This is a genomic window from Allobosea sp. P4_H5 (assembly GCF_056400825.1).
The window spans coordinates 328419-340933 of sequence record NZ_JBFUKM010000007.1; the positions used below are offsets into that span (position 1 = coordinate 328419).

The window sequence follows — 12515 nt, forward strand, 5'->3', positions numbered from 1 at the left end:
CTTCATCAGGCTTCAGAACTCACCAGCCGCCACGCCAGCGGTGATAATAGCGCGGCGGGGGCGGCGGCCCATAGAAGCGCGGACCCTCATAGTGGCGGCGCCAACGCGGCACGCCCCAGTAGCCATAGGCCGGTGGCGCACGCCAGCCATAGCCGGGACCGTCATAGTAGGCCTGCTGGATCAGGACGCCGGCCTCGGCCTTGCTTGGCGATGCCGCGCTGATCCCGAGCGCAGCGGCAGCGATGAGGCCGGCAGAAGCGAGAGTGCGAAACATCGTGATGTCTCCTTGTGCCGGAGCGGAAACGCTTCCCGCTCTGGCACGCACTATCGCGCTGCTCGGCTGAACCGGTTTTGAGCGGGACGTTCAGCGGGCGTTTACCTCAGCGCCCCGCCAGCGCATCCCGCTTCATCAACAGGGACGCGCCGATCACCGCGACCGCCACCGCTGCGATCATGATCGTGCAGGCGGCGTTGATCTCGGGCGTGACGCCGAGGCGGATCGCCGAATAGAGCCGCATCGGCAGCGTCGTCGCGCCCGGCCCGGTGGTGAAGCTGGCGATGACGAGATCGTCGAGCGAGAGCGTGAACGCCAGCATCCAGGCGGCGGCGACCGCCGGCCAGATCAGCGGCAGCGTCACCGTCACAAAGGTCTCCATCGGCGTCGCGCCGAGATCGCGCGCGGCTTCCTCCAGCGAGCGGTCGAAGCCGGCGAGCCGCGCCTGAACGACGATGCAGGCGAAGCCGAGGCTGAAGGTCGCGTGGGCGATCACCACGGTCCAATAGCCGCGCTCGACATCCCCAGCGACGAAGAGGAGCAGCAGCGACAGGCCGGTGATCACCTCGGGCATGACCAGCGGCGCCATCACCATGCCCGAGAACAGGGTACGCCCCACGAAGACCCGGTAGCGCGCCAGCGCCAGCGCCGCCAGCGTCCCCAGCACCGTCGCCAAAGTCGCCGAGACCAGCGCGACTCGGATCGTCAGCCAGGCTGCGTCGAGCAGAGGCTCGTTGCGTAGGAGCGCGCCGTACCAATGCGTCGAGAAGCCGCCCCAGACCGTCACCAGCCGCGAGGCGTTGAAGGAATAGGCGACCAGCGCGACGATCGGCAGATAAAGGAAGGCAAAGCCGGCGACGAGGGCGGCGAGATGGAAGGCTCCGAAGCGCCTCATCGAGCATCCCCCGGGGTTGCTCCCCTCGCCCGTTGCAGCAGCATCAGCGGCAGCACGAGCACGACGAGCAGCACGATCGCCACCGCCGAGGCGAGCGGCCAGTCGCGATTGGAGAAGAACTCGTTCCAGAGCACCTTGCCGACCATCAGCGTATCGGAACCTCCCAGCAGGTCGGGGATGACGAACTCGCCGATCGCCGGGATGAAGACCAGGGCCGAGCCGGCGAGGATGCCGGGGACCGACAGCGGCAGGGTCACGGTCAGGAAGGTGGTCAGCGGCGTCGCGCCGAGATCGGAGGCCGCTTCCAGCAAGGTGCCGTCAAGCTTCTGCAGCGTCGAGAACAGCGGCAGCACCATGAACGGCAGGTAGGAATAAACCATGCCGATCAGGACGGCGGCATCGGTGTTGAGCAGGCGCAGGGGCTCACTCGTCAGCCCGACCCCCATCAGCGCCATGTCGAGCAGGCCATCCGGTCGCAGGATACCGATCCAGGCGTAGACGCGGATCAGGAACGAGGTCCAGAACGGCAGGATGACGAGGACGAGCAGGATGCCCTGCCAGCGCTTGGGCGCCAGTGCCATCGCATAGGCGAGTGGGTAGCCGATCGCGAGCGCGATCAGCGTCGTCAGCGCGGCGATGCGCAGCGAGGAGAGGTAGCTCTGCCAGTAGAGCGGATCGTCGCCGAGCAGGCGGAAATTCTCGAGATCGAGCGCGCCGAGAAATTCGCCGAGCTGGCTGATGCCGGGGAAATGCGGCGCATAGGGTGGCTGGTCGGTCGCAGCGTCTGACAACGCGATCCGAAGCACGATGACGAAGGGCGCGAGGAAGAAGGCGATGAGCCAGAGATAGGGAATGGCCGCGACCAGGAGGCCGCGACCGGTCCAGCTGCTTCGGGGAACCGGCGTGCTCACGACGGCGCTCCGCCGTCATTCCGGAGCGCGCCGAAGACGCGAGCCCGGAACCCAGAACCGATGCCGTTCATCGAAAGAGCGAAAGCGACGCCGTGCCTTTCCGCTATCTGCCATCGGTTCTGGGTTCCGGGCTCTTCGCTGCGCGAAGCCCCGGAAAGACGGAGATGGTCCTGCGCCATACTCACGACGCCAGCACCATGCCGGCCTCGACGTCCCAGAAGAGCCAGACCTTGTCTTCCCAGGCGAAGGGCTGCTCGATCCGCCTGGTGCGGTTGGTCAGCGAGACCTTGAAGAGCTTGCCCTCGTCGCCGCCGACCATGACCTGCACCATCGTCATGTCGCCGAGATAGCCGATATCCCAGATCTCGCCGGCGACCTTGTTGATGGCCTGCCCGGGCTCGTCATGGCTGAGCGCGATCTTCTCGGGGCGAAGGCCCACGGTGATCGCATCGCCCGGCCGGCAACTCGGCGCATCCTCGTCGAGCTCGACCGTGCCGACAGGCCCGCTCTCCAGCGTGACGAGATCGCCCGCGACGGCGGTGACCCTGCCCTCGATCAGGTTGATGTCACCGACGAACTCGGCGACGAAGCGGTTCAACGGCGCCTCGTAGATCAGGTCAGGTGGCGCGATCTGCAGCAGCCGGCCATGGTCCATCACCGCCATGCGGTCGGCCATGGTCATGGCCTCGTCCTGATCGTGGGTGACGACCATGAAGGTCAGGCCGAGATCGGCCTGCAGGTCCATCAGCTCGTATTGCGTCTCCTCGCGCAGCTTCTTGTCGAGTGCACCCAGGGGCTCGTCGAGCAGCAGGAGCTTAGGCTGCTTGACCAAAGCGCGGGCGAGCGCGACGCGCTGGCGCTGGCCGCCGGAGAGCTGGTCCGGCCGGCGCGTCTCCATGCCCTTCAGGCGGACGCGCCCGAGCATGGCATCGACGCGCGCGGCGATCTCGGCCTTGGGCAGGCCCTCGCGCTTCAGCCCGTAGGCGATGTTGTCGCCGACGCTGAGGTGCGGGAACAGCGCATAGGATTGGAACATCATGTTGACCGGCCGCTTGTGCGGCGGCACGGCGGTGATGTCGATGCCGTCGAGCAGGATCTCGCCCTCGTCGGGCTGCTCGAAGCCAGCGAGCATGCGCATCAGCGTAGTCTTGCCGCAGCCGGACGGCCCCAGCAGCGCGAAGAACTCGCGCTGATGGATCGCAAGCGACAGCCGGTCGACCGCGGCCACCGCGCCGAAGCGCTTGGTCACGTTCCTAAACTCGACCAGCGGCTTGGCCGCGGGATCGTTCCAGGGCTGGAAGTCGCGCCGGACGCTGCCCGGCGAGGCGCGCCGTCCACCCGCCTCCGGCCTGCTCACCTGCCGCTCTTGACGCGGGTCCACAGCCGGTTGACCACCCGCTGCGTCTTCTGGTCGTAGGGCGTGATCGTATAGAGGCGGCTCATCACCGCATCGGTCGGATAGATGCCCGGATTGTCGCGGACCTCGGCCGAGAGCAAAGGCTTGGCGGCGAGATTGCCGTTGGCATACTGGATGAAGTCCGAGTTCTTCGCCGCCATCTCCGGTCGGTTGACGAAGTCGATGAACTGCAGGGCCGCGTCGGGATTGCCGGCATCCTTCGGGATCACGAAGGAATCGAACCACATCAGCGCGCCTTCCTTCGGGATCACATAGCTGATCTCGACCTTGTTCTTGGCCTCGACGGCGCGCTTCCTGGCCTGGAGCACATCGCCGGAATAGCCGACCGCCAGGCAGATATCGCCATTGGCGAGCGCGTTGATGTATTCCGACGAGTGGAACTTCTGGATGTGCGGCCGGATCTTGCGCAGCAATTCGCCGGCCTTGTTGAGATCGACCTCGTTCTTCGAATCGGGGTCGAGCCCGAGATAGCGCAGCGCCGCCGGGAACATCTCCTCGACCGCGTCGAGCACGTGCACGCCGCAATTGGAGAGTTTCTTCAGCTTCTCCGGATCGAAGACGATGCTCCAGCTGTCGATCACGGCGTCGTTGCCGAGCCGCTCCTTGATCTTGGCGGTGTTGTAGCCGATCCCGGTGGTGCCCCACATGTAGTTCACAGCGAACTTGTTGCCGGGATCGTATTTCGACAGGCGCTGCTTGATCTCAGGCCAGGCGTGCTTGAGGTTTTGCACCTTGGCAGTGTCGATCGGCGTATAGAGCCCGATCGGAATGTGTCTCGGCAGGAAGGAGGCGGTGACGACGACGAGGTCGTAGCCGGTCTTGCCGGCGAGAAGCTTGGTCTCGACCGTCTCCATCTGGTCGAAGGTGTCGTAGACGACGGTGATGCCGGTCTCTTTCTTGAAGGCGTCGAGCACCTCCGGATTGACGTAGTCCGACCAGTTGAAGATGCGCAGTTCCTTGTTGTCCTGCGCCCCGGCCGGGCTGGCTGTAAGAGCGAGCCCGAAAGCCGCCGCAGCGGCCAAGCTATGCATAACCGACGTCAAAGTGCGCAATCTGCCCCTCCTTTAGATTTCGCGCGGGCACGCTAGCAGCTTGCGGCAAAGCCTCAACCTCGATTTCGTGATCGGCGACGCTCCGCAGCGTCTTGTGGCACCGGCGCCGCGCGCCCTATTCTCCGCGGAAGCATGATCCGGCGTTTCGTCCTCTTCTTCGCGATCTTCTTCCTGCTGCCGCTGGGCACCCATGCCGCCTGGTGGCAGTTGCAACCGCTGGCCTCCGACTGGGCCCGCGCAGACTGGTCAAGTGCCGCGCTCCTGCCCGCGCCCGCCATCGAGCCGGAAGCGACGGTCCACATCTTCGCCGCCCGCGTCGGCCGCTGGCGCGGCGTCTTCGCGCATCATTCCTGGGTGGTGATGAAGGAGAAGGATGCCTCGGCCTATACCCGCTTCGACGTCGTCGGCTGGGGCAACCCGGTGCGGGTCAATGTCCGCGTCGCCGATGGGCGCTGGTACGGCAATGTCCCGGAGGTCGTCGGCGAGATCAGGGGCGCAGCAGCCGAGGCACTGATCCCGCGCATCCGCGACGCCGTAAAGAGCTATGGCTACAGCGAGTACGGCTCCTATGCCGCCTGGCCCGGGCCGAACTCGAACAGCTTCGTCCAGCATGTCCTCGCCGAAGTGCCTGAACTCGGCCACGCCTTGCCGCCGACCGCGATCGGCAAGGACTGGCGTGAGGGCGGCCTCTATGCTGGCCTCACGCCGAGCCGCACCGGCCTGCAGGCCTCGCTCTACGGGCTCGCCGGCATCACCTTCGGCTGGGTCGAGGGCGTCGAGATCAACCTGCTCGGGCTGGTCGCGGGGTTCGACCTGCAGCGGCCGGCTCTGAAGCTGCCGGGGTGGGGACGGGTGGGGATTTGACGTCATGCTCGGGCTTGTCCCGAGCATCTCAGGCCGGAAGAGGCTCCTATTGCACCTTCTCGTCCTGAGCTTCTCGGGTCTACGCTTCGCTTCGCCCGAGAATGACGTGCTTCATCAATTCCGCAGCACCAGGCACGCCCCGCCCGCCTGCCGCAGGCGATTGCAGGCCAAAGTCGCTTCGCGCAGGCTCTGCACCGGCAGCCGGACGCGATAGAAGCGGCCCCTGCCCCGTCCCGGCACGGCGGAGCCCAGGATCATGGTCGGTTTACCTGATAGCAGCGAGGCGAAACGGGCCGCGACGCGCTGATAGGAAGCGATGGCGCGCGCCTTCGAGGTGTTGCCGGCGAGTTGCACGCCGAACGGGCCATAGGCGCCCTCGACCAGTACCGCCGGCGTGGTGATGCGGATCGAGGCGACCGTAGCGAGGCAATCGGTCTCCTCGCGCGTCGCCGGCGGCGGCAGCTCGCCCGCACCGAGCCGCCATTCCTCGACGGGGCGGCCGGTGATGAAGCGGACATATCCTTGAGTCTCGTAAGGCAGCATGCCGCCGCGCTCGACCCAGCGCGCGACGCGGTTCGGCCCGCCGTTATAGGCGGCTGCGGCAAGGCCGAGATTGCCGAACTGGTTCTTGAGCGCCGCGAGGAAGGCGGCGGAATGCGGGATCGCCGCCTCAGGATCGAACGGGTCGGCGAGGCCACGCTCATTCGCCGTGCCCGGCATGAACTGGGCGATGCCCTGCGCCCCGGCCGGGCTGACGACGTTCGGCCGGAAGCTGCTCTCGCGCCAGATCAATCGCGTGAAGAAGGCGACCGGCAAGCCGTGTGTCTTCGCGGCGCCCTCGATCAGGCGGCAGATAGTCTGGGCCACGCTCTCGGTCTGCGGCTCGGCGAAAGCCGGGCCGCCGAGCAGCGTGGCGGCGAACGCCGCGACGAGAATGCGGCGCCGCCCTGCCCTCACGCGGCGTCGAGCGCCTGGGCGAGATCCGAGATCAGGTCCTCGATGTTCTCGATGCCGACCGAGATGCGGATCAGCGCATCGGTGAGGCCGATCTCCTCGCGCAGTTCGCGGGCGACGCCGGAATGGGTCATCGCGGCGGGATGCGAGACCAGCGTCTCGGTGCCGCCGAGGCTGACCGCGAGCTTCATGATCTGGAGGTTGTCGAGCACGGCGAAGGCTTCCTTCTCGCCGCCCTTGACGTCGAAGGCGAAGGTCGAGCCGGGCTCGACGCACTGGCGGTCGAACACGGCCTTGCGCGGGTCGCCCTCGGCAAGGTCGCCGAGATAGTGGACCTTGGCGATCTTCGGATGCTTGCGCAGATAGTCGGCGACCTTGCGGCCGTTCTCGTTGGCGCGGTGCATGCGGATGTCGAGCGTCTCGAGCGAGCGCATCAGCATCCAGCAGGAGTTCGGGTCGAGCTGCGTGCCGAGCGAGCCGCGCCAGCTCTTCACCTGCCGCACCAGCGCCTTCGAGCCACTGATCGAGCCACCGACGAGGTCGCTATGGCCGCCGACATATTTGGTCAGCGACAGCAGGGTGAGGTCGGCGCCGTGCTTCAGCGGCTTCTGGAAGATCGGGCCGAGCATGGTGTTGTCGACCACGACCGGCGGACGATGGCCTTGCGACTTCTCCAGCTCGTCGGCGATGGCCTTGCAGGCCGCGAGGTCGACGAGGCCGTTGGTCGGGTTGGCCGGCGTCTCGACCAGGATCATCGCGACGCGGCCCTTGGCGGCGGCGTCCTGCGCCACCTTGCGCATCTGCGCGACGTCGACACCATCGGTGAAGCCGAAGGGCGTGACGCCGAAGGCGCCCATCTGGTTCTTCAGCAGCGTCTCGGTGCCGCCATAGAGCGGGCGGCTGTGGACGATAGTGTCGCCCGGCCGCAGGAAGGCGAAGCAGGTCGTCGCGATCGCGGCCATGCCGCTGGCGAAGACGGCGCAGGCTTCGGCTTCGTCCCAGATCGCGAGGCGATCCTCGAGGATCTCCATATTGGGATGGTTGAAGCGCGAATAAACCAGGCCCGACTTCTCGCCCGGCTTGAGCTGGCGGCGGCCGGCGGTCAGGTCAAAGAAGTCCTTGCCCTGCTGGGCGTTCTCGAAGACGAAGGTCGAGGTCAGGAAGACCGGCGGCTTGAGCGCGCCTTCCGACATGGCCGGCGAATAGCCGTAGCCCATCATCAGGGTCTCGGGATGGAGCCGGCGATTGGCGATCCGGTCCTTATGGTAGTTGTCGTCGCTCATGACTGCCTCCTCGCCGGCCAGCGCGGCCGCGACGCGAGCCTAGGACCATCCTAAGGCCATTGCATGAACGATCATCCGTGCACTAGAGCAAGATTTTGCAGCTTCCTGCTCACTTGAACGCCCGGAGGAGCAGATCATGCTCGATACGATCGACCGCCGCATGTTGACCTTGTTGCAGGACGATGGCCGCATCACCAATCAGGATCTGTCGGAGAAAGTCGGCCTGTCGCCGACGCCGTGCCTGCGCCGGCTCAAGCGCCTTGAGGAGACCGGCGTCATCAAGGGCTATTCGGCGATCGTCGATCCCAAGGCCTATGGCCTGCCCTTCAGTGTCTTCGTCTCGGTCCGGCTCAGCCAGCAGAACACGGAGCAGATCGCCGAATTCGAAAAGGCGGTCGAAAACTGGCCCGAGGTCGCGGAGTGCTATCTGATGACCGGCAGCCAGGACTATCTGCTGCGGGTGCTGACCGACGGCATCGAGGGCTATGAGCGCTTCCTGAAGCAGAAGATGACGCGGCTGAAATGCGTCCAGTCGGTCGAATCCAACTTCGCCCTGGCGACGATCAAGAAGCGCGTCGGCCTGCCGCCGCTCTAGGTGGCTTCGAGGACAGAAGGCTGCAACGCCGTGGACATCAGAGTCGAAACCTCGCGCCTCGTTCTGCGCCCTTGGAGCGAGGCAGACATCGAACAGCTCGCGCTGGGCTTGAACGATCTCGAGGTCGCAAGGTGGCTGGCCTTCGTTCCCCATCCCTATTCGGCGTCGCACGCCAGGGATTGGGTCAGGCGATGCCGGGAGATGGCGAGCGCGGGCACCCAGCCGATTGCGTACGAATTTGCGATCGAACTCAGATCCGAGCGGCGCGTGATCGGAGGGATCAGCCTCAACAAGATCGACCGGGCAGCCGGGACAGGTGGCGGCGGAATCTGGATCGCAAACGGTTATCAAGGGCGCGGCTACGGACGCGAAGCGTTCGAAGCGAAGATCCGGTTCGCCTTTCGCGATCTCGGCCTGACGAAGCTGGTCAACGGCTACTTCGACGGCAATGAGAGCTCCTGGGCGATGCAGCGCAAGCTGGGCTATCGGCCTGCCGGCGAGGTCGCCAGCCGCTGCCTGGCAGACGGGCGGCCGACGATCGAGCATGTGACGACGCTGCTGCGCAGTGACTGGGAGGATCGCGAGGACTGAACGTCCAACCGCGCAAGGAACGATCCAGATCGCATGCCGGCGCGGCAGGGCCGCCATGTGGCCATGAGCGGTGGCCAGCCTCCGCTCTCCCCCTAAGCTCCTCCGGCAAGGGCCGTCGCCAAAGACGGACCGCACGGAGGAACACCATGAGCAGAGCTGATCGCGCCTACAGCGCAGCGTCGCTGTTTGCCATTGCCGCCGTCACCATCGCCGGATGCCTGCCCGCGAAGGCCGAGCTGTCGAGCGCTGTGAAGCGCTCCGAACAGACGGTCGCCGGACTGCAGGGACCGGCGGAGCTGATCCTCGATCAATGGGGCGTGGCGCACATCTATGCGGCCTCAAGCCGCGATGCCCTCTTCCTGCAGGGCTACAACGCGGCACGCGACCGGCTCTGGCAGATCGATCTCTGGCGCAAGCGCGGGCTAGGACTGCTGGCCAGGGATTTCGGCCCGTCCTATGTCGCGCAGGACCGGGCCGCCCGGCTCTTCCTCTATCGCGGCGAGATGGGCAAGGAATGGGCGGCCTATGGCCCCGACGCCAAAGCCTATACCGACGCCTTCGTCGCCGGCATCAACGCCCGCGTCGACGAGGTGCGCTCCGGCAAGCAGCCGTTGCCGCTCGATTTCCGCGTCTCGGGCACCCTGCCTGATCGCTGGAGCGCCGAGGACGTGGTGCGTATCCGCAGCCATGGCCTGACCCGCAACGTGATGTCCGAGGTGATGCGCGCCCGCGTCGCCTGCGCTGCCGGCATCGAGGCCGATCGCTTCCGGCGCGTACTGGAGCCGAGCGTGACGACCAAGGTGCCGGACGGGCTCGACCCCTGCGTGATCAAGCCTGATATCCTCGACGACTACAATCTCGCGACACGCGACGTCACCTTCGCCGCTCCCGGCGAAAAGCGCGCGGCGCTCGACCGCGACGCCATCTTCGCTGCGGCCGGCGACAGTGTCTCGACCATCGGCTCGAACAACTGGACGATCGCCGCGAGCCGCACCGCGACCGGCCGCCCCATCCTGGCCAACGACCCGCATCGCGCCCATGGCGTGCCGTCGCTGCGCTATGTCGTGCATCTCAACGCACCGGGCCTCTCGGTGATCGGCGCCGGCGAACCTGCCCTGCCCGGCATCTCGATCGGCCACAACGGCGAGATCGCCTTCGGCCTGACGATCTTCGCGATCGATCAGGAGGACCTCTACGTCTACGAGACCAACCCGGCCAATCCGAACCAGTATCGCTACGGCAGCGGCTGGGAAGAGATGAAGACCGTCAACGAGACGATCGAGGTCAAGGGCGAGGCGCCGCGCCAGATCGACCTGAAATTCACCCGCCACGGCCCGATCATGAAGGCCGAGCCCGACGAGAAGCGCGCCTTCGCCATCCGCACCGTCTGGTTCGAGCCGGGAACCTCGGCCTATTTCAACTCGGCCGAATACATGACGGCGAAGGACTGGCCTGGTTTCAAGAAGGCAATGGCCGAATGGGGCGCGCCATCCGAGAACCAGGTCTATGCCGACAACAAGGGCAATATCGGCTGGATCGTCGGCGGGCGGGCACCGCAGCGCCCGAACCATGACGGCCTGATGCCGGTGCCCGGCGACGGCCGCTATGAATGGACTGGCTTCCTCAAGGCCGGCGAGCTGCCCGAGGTCTACAACCCGACCGATGGTTTCTTCGCGACCGCCAACGAGATGAACATCCCGAAGGACCATCCGCTGCTCGCCAAGCGCATCGGCTTCGAATGGTCCGATCCCTCGCGGATCAACCGGATCAAGGCCGTGCTCGGCACCAAGAACAAAGTGACGCTCGCCGACGCGATGGCCCTGCAGAACGACGACAATTCGGACAATGCCCGCAAGCTCGCCGCCCTGCTGGCGCCTCTATCCTCGGACGATCCGGTCACGGCGGAGGGGTTGAAGCTGATCAAGGGCTGGAACCAGGAGATTGCGGTCGACAGCGGCGCCGCAGCCTTGTCCGAAGTCTGGATGAGCAAGCATCTCGGCCGCGCCCTGACGGCCAAGGCCGTGCCTGAGAAGGCGCGCAGCGTCATCGGTCCGCTCGATGTTGCTGCGGTGGTCGCCTATCTCGAAGCGCCCGACAGCGCGCTCGGCACCGACCCGAAGGCAGCGCGCAACAACCTGCTGCTCGAGACGTTGAAAGCGGCGATGGAGGAGCTGCGGCAGACGCTCGGCCCGGACACGGCGACGTGGAACTGGGGCAAGATCCATCACGCCCAGTTCGATCATGCCCTGTCGCCGCTCGCCGGCGGCCCGGACCGGGCACAGCTCAATGTCGGCCGGCTCGCCATGGGCGGCTCGGCCTTCAGCCCGCGCGCGGCCTCCTACCGCATCTCCGACTTCAAGGTGATCGCGGGCGCCTCGTTCCGCATGGTGCTGGACGTCGGCAATTGGGACGACAGCCGCTTCGTCAACACGCCGGGCCAGTCGGGCGACGCTTACAGCCCGCATTATCGCGATCTCGCCCCGCTCTGGGCCGCCGGCGACTATGCGCCGCTGCTCTATTCGCGCGAGGCGATCGAAAAGGCGGCGCGCTCGGTCATCGCGCTCAAGCCGGCCGGCTGACGCAGCAAGACCCGGGAACGGAGGCTCCGGCCTCCGTTCTCAGGAGCGCGCCCGGTCGATCGCGCGCCGCACCACCTGCGTGACCTCGCTGTTCGACAGGAAAAGGTCGTGGCGCAGCAGGCTCCAGCCGCGGCCGGCAGTATCGGCGACGCGTACGCCGAGCTGCTCCAGCCGCTCGCGATCGGCGGCGCCGGCGCGGGCGACGCCGCCGGCGATGCGCGAGGAGATGGCGAGCGCCCTGTCGCCGGGATCGATGATCACGGTCATGCGCTGGGCGATCGGCCCGAGCCGCGGCACGGTCTGCTCGAAGGCGTCGATATCGACATCGGGCGAGGCCAGCACGACAGCCCCGATCCGGTCGGACAGCCCCTCGAAATCACGCAACTCGCGCAGACCTTCCATGGCCAGGAAACTGCCCATCGAATGAGCGACGATGTTGATCCGCCCGATCGTCGGGTTGGCGACCAGCGCCTTCAACGTCTGGACGAAGCCGTCACGCGACCAGAGGGCGCTCTCGCGGTCATAGGCATAGGCGAGCAATCCCCCGCCGGACGGCCAGGTGAACAGCGCGGTGCGCCCCTCGAAGGCGAGCGCATGCGAGAGCTGGCCGGCGCTGCGTGCGGCCGTTTCGAAGGTCTCGTTGAAGCCGTGGACATAGAGCAGCACGTCGCGGCCGGTTGCCGAATCGGCGAAGGCCCGGGCGGCATCGGTCGCGCTGCGCCGGGTCACGCCGAGCACGGCCCAGTCACCGCTGACGACGGAGCTCACCTGCGCAGCGACGCCGCGGCCCGGCGCCGACAGCCTGACCTCGGCGAAGGTCAGCCCGGTGCCGCGCTCCGAGCCGAAATAAGGTGCGCGGTCGCCCATCGGCTTGCGCGTGGTCGCAACCAGCAGCTGCGGCTCCTTGCCGAAGCTGGACGAATCCGCCGGCCCGATGAAAGGCGAAACGGAGGCTTCGCTCTGCGCGCAACCGGCCAGTCCCGCCCCGAGCAGGGCGACGAAGGAGCGGCGTGAAACGGCGTATCGCGAAGGCGAGGTCACTGGCGAGATCCAGGATTGGGGGCGTGCGGACCTTCTGGCCGCAAATCCTTAAGGCCAGA

12 protein-coding genes are annotated in these 12515 nt (G+C 66.6%); 4 read left to right on the plus strand and 8 right to left on the minus strand.

Annotated elements, in window-relative coordinates; all coding sequences use genetic code 11:
• Positions 1-19: 19 nt before the first annotated feature.
• From AC1DS0_RS17085 to AC1DS0_RS17105, 5 genes are all read right to left on the minus strand, one after another.
• Positions 20-274 carry a hypothetical protein gene (locus AC1DS0_RS17085; protein ID WP_476815479.1) on the minus strand — a complete coding sequence of 85 codons (255 nt, stop codon included), beginning with the start codon at positions 272-274 and terminating at the stop codon, positions 20-22.
• A 106-nt stretch (positions 275-380) separates the two neighbouring features.
• The gene (locus AC1DS0_RS17090; protein ID WP_476815480.1) at positions 381-1169 is read right to left on the minus strand and encodes an ABC transporter permease; all 789 of its coding nucleotides are present in this window, start codon (positions 1167-1169) and stop codon (positions 381-383) included.
• The gene (locus AC1DS0_RS17095) at positions 1166-2080 is read right to left on the minus strand and encodes an ABC transporter permease (protein ID WP_476815481.1); all 915 of its coding nucleotides are present in this window, start codon (positions 2078-2080) and stop codon (positions 1166-1168) included. Before AC1DS0_RS17095 ends, AC1DS0_RS17090 begins: the two co-directional genes overlap by 4 nt.
• A 181-nt stretch (positions 2081-2261) precedes the next feature.
• The gene (locus tag AC1DS0_RS17100) at positions 2262-3437 is read right to left on the minus strand and encodes an ABC transporter ATP-binding protein (RefSeq protein WP_476815482.1); all 1176 of its coding nucleotides are present in this window, start codon (positions 3435-3437) and stop codon (positions 2262-2264) included.
• Complete coding sequence (locus tag AC1DS0_RS17105) at positions 3434-4528, minus strand: polyamine ABC transporter substrate-binding protein (RefSeq protein WP_476815483.1); 1095 nt, start codon at positions 4526-4528, stop codon at positions 3434-3436. Before AC1DS0_RS17105 ends, AC1DS0_RS17100 begins: the two co-directional genes overlap by 4 nt.
• 153 nt (positions 4529-4681) lie before the next feature.
• Here AC1DS0_RS17105 and AC1DS0_RS17110 point away from each other — a divergent pair, with 153 nt between their 5' ends.
• Positions 4682-5413, plus strand: a complete 732-nt coding sequence (locus AC1DS0_RS17110) for a DUF3750 domain-containing protein (RefSeq protein ID WP_476815484.1) — start codon at positions 4682-4684, stop codon at positions 5411-5413.
• 114 nt (positions 5414-5527) lie between these two features.
• Here AC1DS0_RS17110 and AC1DS0_RS17115 read toward each other — a convergent pair whose 3' ends face one another.
• Both AC1DS0_RS17115 and AC1DS0_RS17120 read right to left on the minus strand, forming a co-directional pair.
• Positions 5528-6370: a lytic transglycosylase domain-containing protein gene (locus AC1DS0_RS17115; RefSeq protein WP_476815485.1), complete on the minus strand. Its 843-nt coding sequence runs from the start codon at positions 6368-6370 to the stop codon at positions 5528-5530.
• Positions 6367-7650, minus strand: coding sequence for a cystathionine gamma-synthase family protein (locus AC1DS0_RS17120; RefSeq protein WP_476815486.1), 1284 nt, complete (start codon positions 7648-7650; stop codon positions 6367-6369). Before AC1DS0_RS17120 ends, AC1DS0_RS17115 begins: the two co-directional genes overlap by 4 nt.
• A gap of 136 nt (positions 7651-7786) precedes the next feature.
• On the opposite strand from AC1DS0_RS17120, the gene AC1DS0_RS17125 reads away from it, so the two are divergent.
• From AC1DS0_RS17125 to AC1DS0_RS17135, 3 genes are all read left to right on the plus strand, one after another.
• On the plus strand, positions 7787-8245 hold the full coding sequence (locus AC1DS0_RS17125; RefSeq protein WP_476815487.1) for an Lrp/AsnC family transcriptional regulator: 459 nt from the start codon (positions 7787-7789) through the stop codon (positions 8243-8245).
• 30 nt (positions 8246-8275) lie between these two features.
• A complete protein-coding gene (locus AC1DS0_RS17130; RefSeq protein ID WP_476815522.1) occupies positions 8276-8836 on the plus strand; it encodes a GNAT family N-acetyltransferase in 561 nt (186 codons plus the stop codon).
• A 146-nt stretch (positions 8837-8982) separates the two neighbouring features.
• On the plus strand, positions 8983-11415 hold the full coding sequence (locus tag AC1DS0_RS17135) for a penicillin acylase family protein (RefSeq protein WP_476815488.1): 2433 nt from the start codon (positions 8983-8985) through the stop codon (positions 11413-11415).
• Positions 11416-11454: 39 nt separating this feature from the next.
• Here AC1DS0_RS17135 and AC1DS0_RS17140 read toward each other — a convergent pair whose 3' ends face one another.
• Positions 11455-12456 (minus strand): alpha/beta hydrolase, encoded by a 1002-nt coding sequence (locus AC1DS0_RS17140; protein WP_476815489.1) that lies wholly within the window; start codon positions 12454-12456, stop codon positions 11455-11457.
• Positions 12457-12515: the final 59 nt, after the last annotated feature.